At 61.7% G+C, this 15,686-nt stretch carries 17 protein-coding genes; 5 read left to right on the top strand and 12 right to left on the bottom strand.

The window, feature by feature from the left end:
- Window positions 1-9: 9 nt before the first annotated feature.
- The 7 genes from VIM98_RS13150 to VIM98_RS13120 form a co-directional block, all read right to left on the bottom strand.
- Window positions 10-2,640 carry a TonB-dependent receptor gene (locus VIM98_RS13150; protein ID WP_331993565.1) on the bottom strand — a complete coding sequence of 877 codons (2,631 nt, stop codon included), beginning with the start codon at window positions 2,638-2,640 and terminating at the stop codon, window positions 10-12.
- A gap of 669 nt (window positions 2,641-3,309) precedes the next feature.
- Window positions 3,310-4,080 carry a DUF4328 domain-containing protein gene (locus VIM98_RS13145; RefSeq protein ID WP_331993564.1) on the bottom strand — a complete coding sequence of 257 codons (771 nt, stop codon included), beginning with the start codon at window positions 4,078-4,080 and terminating at the stop codon, window positions 3,310-3,312.
- A gap of 118 nt (window positions 4,081-4,198) precedes the next feature.
- The gene (locus VIM98_RS13140) at window positions 4,199-4,942 is read right to left on the bottom strand and encodes a hypothetical protein (RefSeq protein WP_331993563.1); all 744 of its coding nucleotides are present in this window, start codon (window positions 4,940-4,942) and stop codon (window positions 4,199-4,201) included.
- Between the two features lie 144 nt (window positions 4,943-5,086).
- Window positions 5,087-6,163 (bottom strand): uroporphyrinogen decarboxylase, encoded by a 1,077-nt coding sequence (gene hemE / locus VIM98_RS13135; RefSeq protein WP_331993562.1) that lies wholly within the window; start codon window positions 6,161-6,163, stop codon window positions 5,087-5,089.
- A 1-nt stretch (window position 6,164) separates the two neighbouring features.
- Window positions 6,165-6,425 carry a WGR domain-containing protein gene (locus tag VIM98_RS13130; RefSeq protein ID WP_331993561.1) on the bottom strand — a complete coding sequence of 87 codons (261 nt, stop codon included), beginning with the start codon at window positions 6,423-6,425 and terminating at the stop codon, window positions 6,165-6,167.
- A 40-nt stretch (window positions 6,426-6,465) separates the two neighbouring features.
- Window positions 6,466-7,560, bottom strand: a complete 1,095-nt coding sequence (aroB, locus tag VIM98_RS13125) for a 3-dehydroquinate synthase (RefSeq protein WP_331993560.1) — start codon at window positions 7,558-7,560, stop codon at window positions 6,466-6,468.
- A 21-nt stretch (window positions 7,561-7,581) separates the two neighbouring features.
- Window positions 7,582-8,142 (bottom strand): shikimate kinase, encoded by a 561-nt coding sequence (locus tag VIM98_RS13120; RefSeq protein ID WP_331993559.1) that lies wholly within the window; start codon window positions 8,140-8,142, stop codon window positions 7,582-7,584.
- A 3-nt stretch (window positions 8,143-8,145) separates the two neighbouring features.
- On the opposite strand from VIM98_RS13120, the gene VIM98_RS13115 reads away from it, so the two are divergent.
- Both VIM98_RS13115 and VIM98_RS13110 read left to right on the top strand, forming a co-directional pair.
- The gene (locus VIM98_RS13115) at window positions 8,146-8,991 is read left to right on the top strand and encodes an SDR family oxidoreductase (RefSeq protein WP_331993558.1); all 846 of its coding nucleotides are present in this window, start codon (window positions 8,146-8,148) and stop codon (window positions 8,989-8,991) included.
- A gap of 73 nt (window positions 8,992-9,064) precedes the next feature.
- Window positions 9,065-9,409, top strand: a complete 345-nt coding sequence (locus VIM98_RS13110; protein ID WP_331993557.1) for a YbjQ family protein — start codon at window positions 9,065-9,067, stop codon at window positions 9,407-9,409.
- A 213-nt stretch (window positions 9,410-9,622) separates the two neighbouring features.
- Here VIM98_RS13110 and VIM98_RS13105 read toward each other — a convergent pair whose 3' ends face one another.
- Window positions 9,623-10,453, bottom strand: a complete 831-nt coding sequence (locus tag VIM98_RS13105) for a kinase (RefSeq protein ID WP_331993556.1) — start codon at window positions 10,451-10,453, stop codon at window positions 9,623-9,625.
- A 58-nt stretch (window positions 10,454-10,511) separates the two neighbouring features.
- Between VIM98_RS13105 and pdxH the strand changes: the two genes are divergently transcribed.
- Window positions 10,512-11,099 (top strand): pyridoxamine 5'-phosphate oxidase, encoded by a 588-nt coding sequence (gene pdxH / locus VIM98_RS13100; RefSeq protein WP_331993586.1) that lies wholly within the window; start codon window positions 10,512-10,514, stop codon window positions 11,097-11,099.
- Complete coding sequence (locus VIM98_RS13095; RefSeq protein WP_331993555.1) at window positions 11,096-11,539, top strand: secondary thiamine-phosphate synthase enzyme YjbQ; 444 nt, start codon at window positions 11,096-11,098, stop codon at window positions 11,537-11,539. Before pdxH ends, VIM98_RS13095 begins: the two co-directional genes overlap by 4 nt.
- Before the next feature lie 7 nt (window positions 11,540-11,546).
- Here the strand turns inward: VIM98_RS13095 and VIM98_RS13090 are convergent, their stop codons facing one another.
- Window positions 11,547-12,923, bottom strand: a complete 1,377-nt coding sequence (locus tag VIM98_RS13090) for a M14-type cytosolic carboxypeptidase (protein ID WP_331993554.1) — start codon at window positions 12,921-12,923, stop codon at window positions 11,547-11,549.
- A gap of 90 nt (window positions 12,924-13,013) precedes the next feature.
- On the opposite strand from VIM98_RS13090, the gene VIM98_RS13085 reads away from it, so the two are divergent.
- The gene (locus VIM98_RS13085) at window positions 13,014-13,832 is read left to right on the top strand and encodes a cobalamin-binding protein (protein ID WP_331993553.1); all 819 of its coding nucleotides are present in this window, start codon (window positions 13,014-13,016) and stop codon (window positions 13,830-13,832) included.
- A gap of 206 nt (window positions 13,833-14,038) precedes the next feature.
- On the opposite strand, the gene VIM98_RS13080 is transcribed toward VIM98_RS13085, so the two are convergent.
- From VIM98_RS13080 to VIM98_RS13070, 3 genes are all read right to left on the bottom strand, one after another.
- The gene (locus VIM98_RS13080; RefSeq protein ID WP_331993552.1) at window positions 14,039-14,656 is read right to left on the bottom strand and encodes a hypothetical protein; all 618 of its coding nucleotides are present in this window, start codon (window positions 14,654-14,656) and stop codon (window positions 14,039-14,041) included.
- A gap of 37 nt (window positions 14,657-14,693) precedes the next feature.
- Window positions 14,694-15,269: a YggT family protein gene (locus tag VIM98_RS13075; RefSeq protein ID WP_331993551.1), complete on the bottom strand. Its 576-nt coding sequence runs from the start codon at window positions 15,267-15,269 to the stop codon at window positions 14,694-14,696.
- The coding region (locus VIM98_RS13070; protein ID WP_331993550.1) for a pyrroline-5-carboxylate reductase family protein at window positions 15,266-15,686 on the bottom strand (421 nt) is incomplete at its 5' end. The genes VIM98_RS13070 and VIM98_RS13075, both read right to left, overlap by 4 nt.

Genomic DNA, 15,686 nt, shown 5'->3' with positions numbered 1-15,686 from the left:
CGGGAGGGGTTACAACTTGAGGCCCAGGTTGATCGTGTACGTCCGTCCGTTCTTGTACGCGTTCAACGGCTCGCTCGGCACGTTGTTGTAGACGAAATAGGTTTCGTCCAGCAGATTGGTGCCATCGAGCGAGATGCGCATATGGTCGTTGATCTGGTAGCCGATCGAAGCATCCAGCTCGCGGAAGATGCCGGTGATCTGCGAGGACTGCAGCTGCGCGATCTGGGTGAAATAGCTCGAACGCCAGCTATAGGTTACGCGCGCACTCCATGGGCCTTGCTCGAAGTAAGGTGTCAGGTTGAACGCATTCTTCGAGTTATACGGCAGCGGGAAGCTGTTGCTGGTATCGGCATCGGAGTAGGTGTAGTTGGCCAGCATGCCGAAGCCATGGCCGAAATTGCCCTGGTACGTCAGCGACAAACCCTTGACCTTGGCGACGCCGGCGTTGACCGGGATCTCCATCGAGTACACCTCGTCCTGCAGCTCGGTCAGATCGAAATGCGTCTGCTGGACATTGGTATTGAGGATGTAGCCGGAAATGCGGCGGAAGAACAACTCTGCCGACAGCAGACTGTTATCCGTGAAGTACCATTCGGCCGTCGCGTCGTAGTTGGTCGACTTGTAGGGCTTCAGGTCGGTATTGCCACCCGAGCCGGTCAGGGTGCGATCGTCCAGCGCGACATACGGAGTCATCTCCTGGAAGCGCGGGCGAGCGATCGTCTTGGCTGCGGCAAAGCGCAGCGTCAGGTCGTCACGCAGGTCATAGGCAATGTTGAACGACGGCAGCCAGTCGTTGTAGCTGCTGCGCTTGTTGATCGGCGCGTACTGGTTATCGCCGATGCTTTCGTAACCGCTGACTGTGTCGCGCGTGTGGAAGTAGCGCACGCCGATATTGCCGCGGTAATGATCGCCGCCGAAATCGCCCTGCACATAGAAAGCACGATTCTGTTCGGCAATGCTGTAAGTCGCCTTGGGATCCATGGGCGCGCTGGTGTACAGCGTCTGCACGTAGTTCTTCAGCGCGCCCTGGCTGATCTGCGTCCAGTTGCTCATGCTTTGGGTGGCGTTGAGCCCGTCGAGATAACCGCTGGGCGTACCGCCGCCGTCCAGGTCGGCGAGCGAAACGCCGCTGCCATCCGGCGAGGGAATCAGTGCCGCATAGCCGGTCTGGCCGTTGTAGTGGTTGCTCGACTTGATGCCGAACTCGATCTCGTTCAGCGGCCCCAGGGCCAGGTCATGATTGAAATCGGCCTGGAAGTACCGTTCGCGGTCGAAACTCGGCGCATAGCTGAAGCCGGCACCGTGCGCGAGCATCTGCGTCGGATCGTTGGGGCTGTTGAAGTTGATCTGCGGATGCTCGCCGGCGAGGTTCCAGTTGTAGCCGCCAAAGCCCTGGAACTGCACGTTATAGATGCCCTGCGAGCCGCCGGTCGAACCCGTATAGCCGACCTGGCTCGAAGCGTTCCAACCGTCGCCGTGCCAGTCGGCGCGCAGTTGCGCGGCGCCGGTGTTGACCTTGGAGAAACGCTCATAGCCGTCCAGGTAGGTGGGTGCGTTGGCGCCGTACGAACCGCTGGTGGCCAGGCCGTTGCCGTTGACGTTCAACGAGGTGGCGTAAGGCGCGCTACCGGACCAGTCGCCATAATGGCTCTGGTTGAAGTTGTTGAACTTCTCCGTGACATACAGGCCGGTGAAGTTCAACTCGAAGTTCTTGTTCGGTGCCCACTCGATGCCGGTGGATACGCCGTCGCGCTTGCGCTCCTGCTGGAACAGCGCGGTATTGATCGCGGTCGGGTACACCGCCGTCTTGCCCGGGGCTAGCACGCTGGTGGGGAACTGGTGGTTCGGATCGGTATCGGTCGGATCGCCGGCGCGCTGGTAACCGAAGATTTCGGTACCTTCGCGATCGATCACCTTGTCCGAATGCATCACCGAACCCAGCACGCCGAAGGTGTTGTCGTTGTTCTTCCAGCTGTAGAACACCGAAGCGTTCGGCTTGCCTTTGTCGGCGCGGTCGTTATAGCCGTAGCTGACATTGCCGGTCAGCGTGTTTGCCGGCAGGTCCAGCGGTCGACGGGTGTTGATGATCACAGTGCCGCCGATCGAGCCTTCGTCGATGCGTGCCTGCGGTGTCTTGTAGACCTCGGCGGTGCCTATGATTTCCGAGGTCAGCAGGCTGTAGTCGAACGAGCGGCTATCGGGATTGTTCGGATCGGACGTCCAGTTAGTCGAAGCCAGCGTCTGGCCATTCAGCAGCAGGCGGTTGAGCGCCGGATCGGTACCGAGGATCGACACCTTGTCGCCTTCGCCGAAGTTGCGATCCACACTGATGCCCGGCAGGTGCGACAGCGATTCAGCCACGTTGGTGTCGGGGAACTTGCCTACGTCTTCGGCGGAAATTGCATCGACGATGGAGTCGGCATTGCGCTTCAAGTCCAGCGACTTCTGCAGGCTGGCGCGGATGCCGGTCACGGTAACGCCTTCCAGTTGTGTCGCCTTGTCCTGGTTCGGAGCTTGCGTATCGCTCTTGGCCTGGCCGGCGGCCGGCGGGTTGCTGTTGGCGTCCTGGGCGATGGCGACGCCGCTGAACCACAATGCTGCGGTAATGCCCAACGAAAGAGCGCTCTTACGGTAATTCACGCCAACCTCCCTAACTTATAAGACGTGCGTGCAACTGACTGATCGGAAGAACATCGCGCTGTGCGCGTGTCCGTTTTTTTGACGAGCGAATCCGCACTGCCTTGCGGCGGTGTTTTCGTTCGCTTGCAGTCGATCTGGTGTTCGCGTCCAGCGAGAGGGATCGGCATTCCCCTGAAGTTTTGCTCTCAACTCTCCGGGTTCGCCGCGCGATGGGTGGGGGAGCGCCGCGCGAACTTAAGAGGGAGGGCATCGCGGCGATCCTGACCGCGGTCCGGCATACGTCGAACGCCACCGGCGGCGTCATTCTTGAAGGCGCCCGACAACGTTGTCAATAAAAAATTCACTCGATCTAAAAAACTTGCTTAGCGTTTAATGCATTGATTTTCTGTGAGAAGTTTTGAAGGGGTGATTTTGCGGCGCAATAAAATCGCGGTGCTATTTGGATCGATTCAAGTCCATTTGAACGGGGACCGGAAAGTGGTGCCCACCCGCAAGGCCTGCTGGGGCGCGGCATGGAAGGGGTACGTCGTTATTCCAAGCGTTCGTGCAGTCGGGGCGACCCCGCCTGCTGCGCTGCATCGAAAACATTCGGCACGGTCAGCCTGCGGCGAGCAAAAAACAGAGCGCCACGGCCGTAGCCGTGGCGCTCCGTGCAGAACTCCCGGTTCTTTAGGGATTGGCGAACAACGGATTGTCGGACAGTGCCGCGGGCGCCGATGGCGGATTGGCATGGGTGCTGGCTTGCAGCCCGGTGACTTCGCTCACCACCTTGATGAAAGAGACCGCCGCCAGGATGCTGAACACGTGATAGACGATCAGCCAGGTTTGCATGATTGCAAGAGCCGCGACCGTTTTCTCGGCACCAAGCCGTGCGACCGCGTAACCGCCCAGTCCGTTGATCAGGAACAGTGTCCACCAAGTAGTCAACAGCACAGGAGTATTGCGCGAGCGCCACCCGTGAGGTGATTCGCTCGCTAGCCGGATCTGCTTCATGGCGCGAAACGGCATGGCCAGATTGGCAAACGGCACGGCATACCAGCCGACCGCCCAGCCGGGGCTGTCGTCCAGACCACGTGCTCCGAGCGAGCGCACATTGCATGCTGCGCGGTAGATCCACATGCCGCCAATCACATAGCACACCAACAGTGCCAGCATTTGCAGCGCGTTGGCGAGCACCAGCCAACGGTCTCCCGCCAGCAGGCTTAGCCGAACCGCTTCGAGCGCCGCCGCTCCGCTCTGCACCTGTCCGAGGATATTGCGTTCGTAAATAGTTACGGCAGTCGTCGCAAGTAATCCAAGAATATGCACGCCGACGGCGATATAGACGCCCTTGGCCAAGGCATCGGCCGGGCGAAACGGGTAACGGCTGCTTACTTCGTTCAACAATTCACTGCCATTCAACGCGCTGTCGGGCGCGCTGTACGGATTTTCCGTCTGCATAGTCGACATCCCCTTTGTCGGTCCCCTGCCGGCGCGTAACACCGGTCGTTTAATTCGCCTGTTTTTGTGACTGGCGATTATTTAATCATGCGCCGCTCTCCCTATGGATACAAGCGCGTCAGTTGCCGATCGACCCTACGCGCGCTCGCCGAGTGCGGAGCCGTTGTTGCCGGGCCAGTTGGCCCACGACAGCGGTGAGCATCAGGATGGCCGTGGCGGTCAACAGTCCGGAGGCGCTCTTGCTCAAATAAATGTCGTCAGGATCGCTCGTACGTGTGTAGATCCATCTCAACCATAAGGGCACCAGCGCTTCGGCCAGCAGAGCCGCGCACCAAAGGCGAAAAGAAAGCGGCGCTTGCCGATCGGGCGACGTGCTGCGCAGTGCGTGATACATAAACCATGCGAGATAACCGGTACCAGCCAAGGCGATGGCGGCAATGGCCCGCAACTCCGGTACGGGTTGCAATAGCGTTTGAACAGTGTCCAGGCTGGTGACGCACACGCCGGTCAGGACGAGCAAGATGAAGTGATGTGCCGAGCGACGGCGCAGTGCCCGCTGGTTGGCGTCGACGAGCCATAGCCAGGCGCACAGCGTGGGTATCGTCAAGAATTTCGCTGTGCGAAACAAATGGAAATAGAGCGGGTTGAGCATCCAATTGCGCCATTCCCACAGTACGTATGAACCCGAAGCGACAGATACATCGGTCAGGTCCAGCAATCCCAACACGGCATAGAGGCAGGCATACACAACCAACATCAGCTGCAAGAACCGCGTCATACCTTGCGGATCGCGAAAGCGTCGCGCGGGTTCCTGTTCGGCCACGGCACTCGTGGGCCGTTCGTACGGCGAATAGTCTTCCATGCTTTCCCCTGTGGCCGGTCCAAGTACCGGCTAGAGGGAAATATAAGAGGCCACGCTCGAGGAAGGCTAGTGGCGAGAATAGGGTAAAGCGCTCCTGAGCGGAGGGGCTCGCCCTCTCTGTTCCTCATTCCTCCTGCTCACTTCTCAAGAAACTGCGCCGCGCAAACTACGCCCATACGCATGCACTTCGTCGACCAGCACCTTGACGTGCTCCGGATCGACTTCCGGCGTAATGCCATGGCCAAGATTGAAGATGTGGCCTGGGGAATTGCCATAGCTATCCAGTACGGCGCGTGCTTCGCGGCGGATGGTTTCCGGATTGGAACGTAGTACTGCCGGATCGAGATTGCCTTGCAGCGCCACCATGTCTGCCACTGCGCGACGCGCATCGGCCAAGTCGCAGGTCCAGTCGACGCCAAGCGCAGTGCAGCCCGTGTCGGCCATGTTCGATAAGTGTTGCGCGGCGCCCTTGGCAAACAGGATCACTGGCAGGTCACGAGCATGCGCGTCTGCCTTGAGCGCGTCGACTACCTGCGCCATATAGCGCAGCGAAAATTCGCGAAAAGGTGCAGGCCCGAGCAGGCCGCCCCAGGTATCGAAGATCATCAAAGCCTGCGCGCCGGCAGCAGCCTGGGCAGAGAGGTAGGCGGCCACGGAGCGTGCCAGTACGTCCAGCAAATGATGCGCTATCTGCGGCTCGTTCCAGCACATGGCCTTGAGCGTGGCGAAATCGCGCGAGCCTTCGCCTTCTACCATGTAGCAGGCCAGAGTCCAGGGGCTGCCGGAAAAGCCGATCAATGGCACGCGCCCATTCAGTTCTTTGCGAATAACCCGGACCGCATCCATGACATAGCGCAGCTCGCCCTCCATGTCCGGCACGCCTAGTCGTTCGACATCGGCGCGAGTGCGCACGGGACGGGCGAACTGCGGACCTTCGCCGGCGGCGAAAGACAGCCCCAGACCCATGGCATCGGGCACGGTGAGGATGTCCGAAAACAAGATTGCGGCGTCCAGCTCGAAGCGTTGCAGCGGCTGCAAGGTCACCTCGCAGGCCAGCTCTGGGTTCTGCGCCAACGCCATGAAGCTACCTGCGCGAGCGCGGGTAGCGCGATATTCGGGCAGATAACGCCCGGCTTGTCGCATGACCCAGATGGGCGTGGTATCGGTCGGTTCGCGGCGCAGGGCGCGCAAAAAACGGTCGTTCTTCAACACTGCGGTCATATCACCGTCCGTAAGGACCATCCTGGCCCTGGCTGAACATCACGCGGAAACCGCGCTTGAGTTGTGCGTCACGTGCTTTTTCGAAGGCGGCGATCGCTTCTTCGCGTTCCAGGAACTGGTCGCGCTTGAGTGTGGCGCGGCCACCCTGGGTGCCGGTTTCGCGGTAAAGCGTCCATCCGCCGAGCAAATCCTGCTCGAGCGCGATCTGGACATAGCGTGGCGCTTCGGCGGAGCCTGGCACGGTTTGCATATAGATACGCATAGGGTCGACAGTTTAGCCGGTTGTGCGCCGCGCCGCCCCGTCAGTGCGTGCAGGCTTCGGTCAGCACGGCGGTAACGGCGGCCTCGTCCACGCCAGCGACGATTTCGGCACGTCCGATGCCGCGCCACAGGATCAGGCGCAGGCTTCCGGCCAGCGTCTTCTTGTCCAGGCGCATCAAAGCCAGCAACACGTCCGCCTGCATTCCGGCGGGGATCGTCGTGGGCAGGCCGACCCGTTCGAGCAGTGCATGCAGGCGCGTGGTATCGATGGCCTCGCTCATGCCCAGCCGCTCGGACAGGCGCGCGGCCAACAGCATGCCCATCGCCACCGCTTCGCCGTGCAGCATGGCGGTGTAATTGCCCGCCGTCTCGAGGGCATGGCCGAAGGTATGTCCGAGGTTGAGCAAGGCGCGTTCGCCTTGCTCGGTTTCGTCGCGCGACACCACGCCGGCCTTATAGGCAACTTTGCGCGCGATCGCTTCGATAAGGGCGTAGCTATCGCGCGCGGCCAGGGCGTCGGCATGCCGCTCCAGCCATTCGAAGAAGGCGCGATCGCCGATTGCGGCACCTTTGATGACTTCGGCCAGGCCGGCGCGGTACTCGCGTTCGGGCAATGTGGCGAGCGTATGAGTGTCTGCCATCACAGCGCGCGGCTGATGGAACGCACCGACCAGATTCTTGCCGGCCGGCAGGTTGACGCCGGTCTTGCCGCCGACCGAGGAGTCGACCATCGCCAGCAGGGTGGTGGGCATCTGGATGAAGTCGATGCCGCGCATCCAGCAGGCCGCGGTGAAACCGGCCAGGTCGCCGACCACGCCACCGCCGAGGGCAATAATGCACGCATCGCGTGTGGCGCCCAGGTGCGCCAGCGCTTCGAGCGCGCGGCCGACATTGGCGAAGCTCTTGTGTGTCTCGCCATCGTCGATCAGGAACGAAGACCAGCTCAGCCCATCCAGGCCACGCGTGACCCGTTCCAGATAGAGCGGTGCCACTGTCGAGTTGCTGATGACCATCGCGTGCCGGCCGCGCAATGCCTTGCGCCACTGTGCGGTATCGTCGATCAGGCCCGGGCCGATGGAGACGGTGTAAGAGCGGTCGCCGAGTGCGACGTCGATATGGCGGATGGAATCGGACATGGTCATCGTAAAGTTGGGTTGTTACATGCCGTTGCCGGCATCGGCCGCAAGCGGCGGGCGTTGCCAGTACCGGTCGAGCAGGGCGATGCAACGCTCGCTCGCGGCCGGCACGCCTTCGGATTCTCCCGGAACGGCCAGGTCGGCTACCTCGTGGTAAAGCGTTGAGCGGATCCGCGCCATGCTTTCCAGGCGCTCGCGACGGTCCACCCCGGCCAGCAGCGGCCGCTTGGTATCGCGTGCGAGACGATCCAGCTGCTGTTCGATGCTGACCTGGAGCCAGGCGACAAAGCCGCGCTCGCACAGAATGCGCCGATTATCCGGCGCCAGCACGGCACCGGCGCCGGTAGCCAGCACGATGCCCTGACGCAGGCTGAACTCCTCCAGCAGCGTCGATTCGCGAAGGCGGAAGCCGGCTTCGCCTTCGATTTCGAAGACGGTGCTCACATCGACACCGCAGTGTTGTTCGATCTCCTGATCGAGATCGATGAAGTGCAGCCCATAATGCGAGGCAAGACGTCGGCCGACCGAGGTCTTGCCGGCACCGGTCGGCCCGACGATGAAGAGATTACACGAGGGGTTCATTGCGTGGACTTTAGCAGCGAATGCGTCCTGATCGCCGGCTGCGGCGATTTGGGACAGCGTGTGGCGCAACGTCTTTCCGCCGCTGGCGCGCGTGTCCTAGCCTTGCGCCGGCACCCGCCCGCCGGCGACCGTTCGCTATCGTGGCTCCAGGGCGACCTGGCCGACCCCTCCAGCCTGCGCCTGCCCTCCGGAATTACCCGGGTCGTGTTCTCGCCCGCACCGGACGCGCGCACCGAGGCAAGCTACAGGGCAGTATTTCTCGATGGGCTTGGGCACCTGCTCGACGCGTTGGATCGCGCCGCTTGCCGCCGCATCGTATTTGTCTCGTCCAGCGCGGTGTACGGGGAGCATGGTGATGCATGGGTCGACGAAAGCACGCCGCCCGACCCGCCCGGCTTCAACGGTCGCGTGCTGTTGGAGGCGGAACGTTGGTTGGCGGCACATGTGCCTGAGGCGGTGACGTTAAGGCTTGCGGGCATTTACGGCCCAGGGCGTTTGCACCTGATCGACCGTCTGCGGCAGGGCCAAGCGAAGGCGCCGCGCGAGGTGCCGCATTGGGCCAATCGCATCCATGTCGACGACGCGGCAGCCGCCATCGTTCACTTGCTGATGCGAAATGAGGTCTTGCCGCTTTATCTCGGTGTGGACGACACACCGTTACCGCTGGATGTGCTCTACGGCTTTCTGGCCGATCGGATGGGTGTGCCTCGGCCGCCCGATGGCCCGGCACCGGCGGGTGTCGGCAGCAAGCGGCTCAGCAACGCGCTTCTGCGCGCAAGCGGTTTCGCGCCGAACTGGCCGGATGCGCGCGCGGGCTACGCCGCACTGTTGCGTCAGGAGAGCACGTAGCACGGAAGACACATGGCGACTGCCGTGTGGCCGGCGTATACGATGTCCATTCCCAACAAGGAGCGCTTGCCCCATGTCTTTGCGTATTCAGCCGCACCTGGTCAGCACCGGCAACGAGATTCCCGGCTTTCGCATCGTCCGTCCGGTTGGCATTGTGCGCGGCATCACCGTGCGCTCGCGCAGCGTAATCGGCAATCTCGGCGCGGCATTGCAGACCCTGGTCGGCGGCAACATCACCATCTACACCGAATTGTGCGAAAAGGCGCGGGAGGAGGCTTTTGAGCTCATGCTGCAGCACGCAGCCGAGCACGGCGCCAATGCGGTGGTCGCGATGCGTTACGATGCCAACGATGTCGCCGAAGGCGTGACCGAGGTCCTGGCTTATGGCACGGCCGTATGGGTTGAACCCGTTGGCTAAGGTTTGAGATTTTGGGCGTCGGCCGGCAGCGGTGTACCCCAGCCCGGTGCAAGGATCGTCAGCCCGACGAGCTCGAAGATGGCGTCGGCTGGATCGGCGGTGCCGGTGATTTTGTCGCAGGGCTGCCGGCGGGGAGCGCCCAACGCGGATTGGCGCGTTGGTCGGTGCGGCGTATATGCCATCGAAGGCCTTCAAATGCTCGGCCTAGGCACGCTAGTTGTGCGTTACGCCAGTAACATGACGTTGGGTGTCGTATTCGACCGTGCTGTCGGCTAGCGCAGGCAAGCTCTTTAAAGCATGCCGGCTAAGCCGCTCATAGTGAGCCAGGAAACGCACCATCGCTTTGGCGTCCATAGCTAGCGGGGCGTGCCGGGCCAGCAGTTCTTCTTCTTGCTGGCTGCGCCACTGCCGGACAATGTCCCAGCTGGGCGCTTGCAGCACGATAAGCGCATCCAGCTTGCGCCATAGCGGCTGGTAGCCGCGTAATTGCTTGTTGACCCAGTGGCGCCAGATGCCTTCCGGGTCCTCCTCGCGTTCGAGCGCATTGACCGGGATATCCAGAGCGGCCTGCAGCTGCGGACGAATCCCCAGCGCCCAGCCCTCCAGGACGATCAGCTTCGGCGCTCGCGTCACCTTGGGCCAGCGCGAAGGCGGAACCCGGGTATCTCGTCCCTTGTCGAACCGCGGATAGCTCACCGGTAGCTTTTCCGACGCATGCGGCAGTGCGGCCAGCACCGACATCAGGAGTTCGATTTCGTGGGTGCCGGGCACGCCGCGGGTCTTCAGCAGCGGATGGATCTGATGCGCCAGCGCCTCGCGTTCGCTGCGCGAGTAGTAGAAATCGTCCAGGGAAAGCACTTCGGTCGGCCAGCCGCGAGCCTCGGCCTGCGCCTTCATTTCCCGAGCCAGGGTGCTCTTGCCACTGCCCTGCAGGCCCGAGAGGCCCAGGAGGTAAGGCCGCCGGGCTCGTGCTATGCGGCCGGCATACTGGTCGAGCAGGTGTTCGGCCAGTGCCGAATTCTGCGTGCTAGCATCGATATTCATGCGCGCCATGATGGCGCGAGACGGCCACGAATCAAGAGTTTCAGTTCCTTATAACGCCATGCTCAATCAAGAAATTCTCGGTAGTTTCCAGCGACTGCTCGACGAAGCCGGCCAGGCAGGCGAGCGCGAACCCACCGCCATGACCCTGGCGACCGTCGATGCCGATGGTCGCATCAGTTCGCGCATCGTACTGCTGAAAGGCGTCGATGAGCGCGGCTTCCGTTTTTTTACCAACTATGGCAGCGACAAGGCCCAGCAGTTGACGGAACACCCGCAAGCCGCGCTGTGCTTCCATTGGAAGGCGCTGCGCGACGGCGTGCAGGTTCGTATCGAGGGCACCACCCGCAAGTTGCAGGAGCACGAATCGGATGCGTATTTCGCCAGTCGTCCACGGCTGAGCCAGATCGGCGCCTGGGCCTCCCTGCAGTCGCAGACCCTCCCGGACCGGGCGACCTTCGAGCAACGCGTAGCCCATTATGAGCACGAGTTCGCCGAGCGCGACGTGACGCGGCCTCCACACTGGGGCGGGTATGTGGTGGAACCGGACATGGTCGAGTTCTGGTACGGCGCCGAATACCGCCTGCACGAGCGGGTGCGCTGGAACCGCCATGGTCAAACCTGGACTCACCGGCTGCTCTATCCATGACTACCCGCGCCAAGCCCGTCGAACACGTCGCCCAGGCATCGATATCGATCCATAGCCTGGGGCGTGGCTTTGTCGAGGTCACTCAGCAAGTGGCCGACGCGGTCGCTGCGGCGGGCGTGCACACGGGCTTGGTCAACATCTTCGTACAACATACGAGCTGCTCGCTGATCATCAGCGAAAATGCCGATCCGGCAGTGCGCGGCGATCTGGAGCGATGGTTTGCCCGGGCCGTACCCGACGGCGATCCGATTTATCGCCACGACGCCGAAGGGCCGGACGATATGCCGGCCCACGTGCGAGCCATCCTGACCGGCGTCAGCCTCGTCGTGCCGGTGCATGGCGGCAAGCTGCAGTTGGGACGGTGGCAGGGCATCTATTTATGGGAGCACCGTCACGACGCGCACAAGCGGCAGATCACCGTGACGGTGCTAGGACACTAGCGTCGGTTTAGTGGTCGAGCTCGTCCGTATAGATCTCCGGCTTGAAAGGCGCCCTGAAGACATCATTGGCCCGTGCAGGATCGGCCAGACGCATGGCGGGTCGGCCCATATCGTCGATAGCCTTGGCCAGCGCGACGCCTAGCTCGCGCAGATCGTCCTGGGTAATCCAGTGATCGAAGCCAGCGCGTCCATAAGTGGTTTCCAGCGTGATCGCATTGACCTGGTCCTGGCGAAGCTGCCACCACCACGTTTCGATGAAGGAGGAGTTGAGAAAGCCGCTGCCGCCATCGGCAGGCGGTTGTTCGACTCGGCCGTCGTAATGGAGGGCAGTGCCGCGGATGAAGTCCAACTGTTTGTGCCATAACGCGATCTGCTGTGGCGTGTACCGCACGGGGTCGCTGCCGAAATGCGGAAAGAAAAACGCCTGGGTATTCGGTGCGGAGTTGCTCGAGTGCAGATTCAGTGCGAGCACGGTCGGCATGCGTTGATCGATCGCTAGTGGGGCAAAAACCTGGTGATTGAGAATGCGGTTCTCCAAAGGAGCCGTTGGCATGAGATAAAGCGGAAGATGGTTGTACCTTTCCACAAACCATCTGTTTTCCAGATTCAGGCTGGTCGCATTCGTGCGGTAGTTACCCAGTTGCACGCCATCGACGTTGTGCATCGGCACGATCTCGAACACATAACGCGAACGCAAACGCCGTCCCAGTTCGTCGTCACGGATCGCAGCGTCGATCAGTCCCTCTAGAACATAGGACGGTCCCGTCTCTGCCGGATGCGTGCGAGCATGAATGACTACGCGCTGCCGCGGGAGCTGGCTGGGAGCGGAAATCGTCAACGCTGGGATGGGTAGCTGTAGCAGCGGCGACATCCCAATGTTTCGTCGGAAGACATAAGGCGATCGGAATAACGTGTTTACGTAATCCTGCATCTGTGAATAAGGGTATGGAAACGTACGTGCGATCCAGACTTCGGGACGATCGAAGGTTTTTGTGATCGTCATGCGACAACTGTCTGGAACGGCGACGTTGCATCCCGGTGCGAACTGCGCCTCGTCGTCCGCGAAATATTGCCAATGCTTATTGTCGTAGGAATAAACAGGGCGGAAATCGTAGTTCCAGCCAATCCGCGTGAAGGACAGCGTGGTCGGCTGCGTAGTGCTTATATCCAGGGCGCGTACATACCACCAGGTGCGAAAGTTGTTCGGTAGGCTGGCGTCGTCGTTGTCGTCGCGCAATGCCAGCTGCCATCGCAGCCCTTCGGTGTCGAGGGGAGTGACGGTGCCGATGCTGCCGGACTCGAAATCGGTTCGGAACTCGGTCGCGTGAGCCGTTGCAAACGCGCAGGCCAATAAGAAGCTGAGTGGGCGCAGGTAGTACTTCATGAACCATCCTTGTCAGTGGGGCTCTCGGGCGGATGTCCTCTTTGCGTGACGTTATAATCTGGGTAGATTCGTTTGCTCTATGGCGTAAAGATGGAAATGCTGTCAGTAGATCCATATCCGACACGTATCGTTTGCCTGACAGAAGAGCCCACCGAGGTGCTGTACGCACTGGGCGAGCAGGACCGGATCGCGGGCATTTCCGGGTTCACCGTGCGTCCTGCGCGTGCGCGCAAGGAAAAGCCCAAAGTATCGGCGTTCACCAGTGCCAAGATCGGCGAAATCCTCAAGCTCGAGCCCGATCTGGCGATCGGCTTTTCCGACATCCAGGCCGACATTGCCAGGGATCTGATCAAGGCCGGCGTTGAGGTATGGATCAGCAACCACCGGAGCGTGGCAGGCATTCTCGCCTACATCCGCCGGCTGGGTGCGATGGTCGGTGTGGCGGAAAAGGCTGAGGCTTATGCACAAAAAGCCGAGCAGCACATTGCCGCCATCGAGGCCAGCGCCGCGCGGTTGCCGCGCCGCCCCAAAGTGTATTTCGAAGAATGGGACGAGCCGTTGATCACCGGCATTCGCTGGGTAGCCGAGCTGGTGCGCATTGCTGGCGGCGATGACGTGTTTCCCGAACAGGCCGGCCAGTCATTGGCTAAACATCGCATCCTGGGCGATCCGACCGAAGTCGTTGCACAGGCGCCGGACATCATTCTCGGTTCCTGGTGCGGCAAGCGCTTTCGTCCTGAAAAAGTTGCTGCCCGCCCTGGTTGGGGTGCGATTCCCGCGGTTCGCGACGGTGAGCTCCATGAGATCAAATCGCCGCTCATCTTGCAGCCAGGGCCGGCTGCGCTGTTCGATGGGCTGGATGCCATCCATGCGGTCATACGCGCCTGGGCAGAGAAGCAGCCGGCTTAGTTTTCGGCATCCATCGATGAGTCGAGCCGTGCCGCGCTGAATGCCGCAACTAATGGGCGTCTCTAAAAAACCTCGTTTTCACCGTTGCCTCAGCGGATCCGGGGCCTGGTGCTTCTAACGCGTTGAAGTGCCCGGGCACGGGATCCCAGCATGCGCTGGGATGATGATCGGGAGAGGTCTTGCAGGTTCCCTCGAGCCATGCCCCATCAGCCCTTCGCGCGCGAACGCTTCCGCCCAGCCTTGGCGGGCGCCTCCGGAACCGGCAGGCACGGTTTGATCTCTTGCGCGATGGCGTAGGTCTGGTTCACGTCAGGAACAAAATGCGCGACCAGCGGTTGGCCGCTATTGGTGCGCGCCGGGTTCTGCGTCCACGCCAATTCATTGCCGGCCGTGCTCAGTGCCGTGACGATTGCGATCAACGGGCCCTTTTGCCCGGCGGCCTGCGACACGCTGAAGGTGTAGGGCACCTTGGTCGTATCGCCGCCATACCAGCCACGTGTGGCCACGGCCGCTTCCTGCGCACCCGCGCGCAGATGCGTGTTGTTGGTGGCGGCTGCCGGCTTGCCGCGCCGACTGCCGCTTTGGCTGGCGGTAGGCAAGCCGTCGAAACCGTCCAGGTCAAAATTGAGCCGACGGACATCGAGCAGTTGCAACTGTAACGAAAGCACGCCGGCCGAGCCGGGCGTGCACATCACGACCAGTTGCGCGGGCCGTTCGCTGCCGTCGGATACCGTGAGCTTGCCTTCCACGATGGTTTGCGCCGAATCGTCCGCGCCCGTCGCAGCCAGAACACCGGCCAATACCATCCATGCCATACCCGACATACGTCAATGCCCCTTGTGCTTGTGCGGTTTTGAATCGTTAACCGGAAACAGCTAATTGCATACCGAAACCGGTTAACGGCGCAACCACAAGAAGCCGTAACAGCACCAGCACGATCATCACGGCCCAAGGGCCGAAGTCCAGGCCGCCGGCGACCAGGCGACCGCGTACCGGGCGCAACACCGGTTCGATCAGGCTGCCCATGAGGCGAAGCACCGGATGGTAGCGATCGACCTGGAACAAGCTCATCAGTGACCAGACGAAGATCAGTACCAGGTAGAACACCAGGACAAAATCGAGCAGATCGGCCAGCGAAAGCACCAGCAGGCCAGCGATGCCGGGGATGCGGCCCTGCAGGACGAAAAACAGCAACTGCTTGAGCAGCATCAGCAGCCATGCGATCAGCACGGCAGCGAGGTTGATTCGACGCCAATTGGGAATGATCCGCCGGATCGGCGACAGCACCGGATTGGTATAGCGATAGATGAACTGACTGAGCGGATTGTTGAAGTCGGCGCGGCAGGCTTCGGCGAGCAAGCGCAGGACGATCAGGGTTACCGCGGCGCTGAAGACAATTTCCAGCAGGAACAGGATGGCATTGGTCAGGTAGCTCACGCGCCCAGCTCCTTGTCCAGCGCGGCGGCCATGTCTTGGCCGCGGCGGGTAGCGGCAGCGACGGCGCGCGCGGCGACTCGCGCCAGGCCGTCGGCGGCGAAACTATCGAGCGCTGCCTGGGTGGTGCCATTGGGGGAGGTCACGCGCTGGCGTAGCACGGCGGGATCCTCGCCGCTTTCCACCATCATGCGCCCCGCACCCAGACAGGTCTGGGCGGCCAATGTGCGCGCCACCTCGCGCGGAAGTCCCTGCGCCACGGCGGCATCTTCCAGGGCCTCGACCAAGGCAAAAAAATAGGCTGGGCCGGAACCGGACAGGCCGGTGACGGTATCCATCAGCTGTTCGTCATCGATCCATCGGGTCTGGCCGACGGCATCGAGCATGTGCTGCGCCTGCGCGCGCTGCGCGGGGCTTACA

The organism is Dyella sp. (genome assembly GCF_036568765.1).
Classification (GTDB): Bacteria; Pseudomonadota; Gammaproteobacteria; order Xanthomonadales; family Rhodanobacteraceae; genus GSA-30.
This window is presented reverse-complemented; position numbering and strand designations above follow the sequence as displayed.

Coding starts and splice junctions, on each gene's coding strand:
- VIM98_RS13140 (WP_331993563.1), bottom strand. CDS start 4,942: ATGGAAGACTATTCGCCGTACGAACGGCCCACGAGTGCCGTGGCCGAA.
- VIM98_RS13080 (WP_331993552.1), bottom strand. CDS start 14,656: ATGTCGGGTATGGCATGGATGGTATTGGCCGGTGTTCTGGCTGCGACG.
- VIM98_RS13130 (WP_331993561.1), bottom strand. CDS start 6,425: ATGCGTATCTATATGCAAACCGTGCCAGGCTCCGCCGAAGCGCCACGC.
- hemE (WP_331993562.1), bottom strand. CDS start 6,163: ATGACCGCAGTGTTGAAGAACGACCGTTTTTTGCGCGCCCTGCGCCGC.
- VIM98_RS13105 (WP_331993556.1), bottom strand. CDS start 10,453: ATGAATATCGATGCTAGCACGCAGAATTCGGCACTGGCCGAACACCTG.
- VIM98_RS13145 (WP_331993564.1), bottom strand. CDS start 4,080: ATGCAGACGGAAAATCCGTACAGCGCGCCCGACAGCGCGTTGAATGGC.
- VIM98_RS13120 (WP_331993559.1), bottom strand. CDS start 8,142: ATGAACCCCTCGTGTAATCTCTTCATCGTCGGGCCGACCGGTGCCGGC.
- VIM98_RS13085 (WP_331993553.1), top strand. CDS start 13,014: ATGGAAATGCTGTCAGTAGATCCATATCCGACACGTATCGTTTGCCTG.
- VIM98_RS13095 (WP_331993555.1), top strand. CDS start 11,096: ATGACTACCCGCGCCAAGCCCGTCGAACACGTCGCCCAGGCATCGATA.
- VIM98_RS13110 (WP_331993557.1), top strand. CDS start 9,065: ATGTCTTTGCGTATTCAGCCGCACCTGGTCAGCACCGGCAACGAGATT.
- VIM98_RS13090 (WP_331993554.1), bottom strand. CDS start 12,923: ATGAAGTACTACCTGCGCCCACTCAGCTTCTTATTGGCCTGCGCGTTT.
- aroB (WP_331993560.1), bottom strand. CDS start 7,560: ATGTCCGATTCCATCCGCCATATCGACGTCGCACTCGGCGACCGCTCT.
- pdxH (WP_331993586.1), top strand. CDS start 10,512: ATGCTCAATCAAGAAATTCTCGGTAGTTTCCAGCGACTGCTCGACGAA.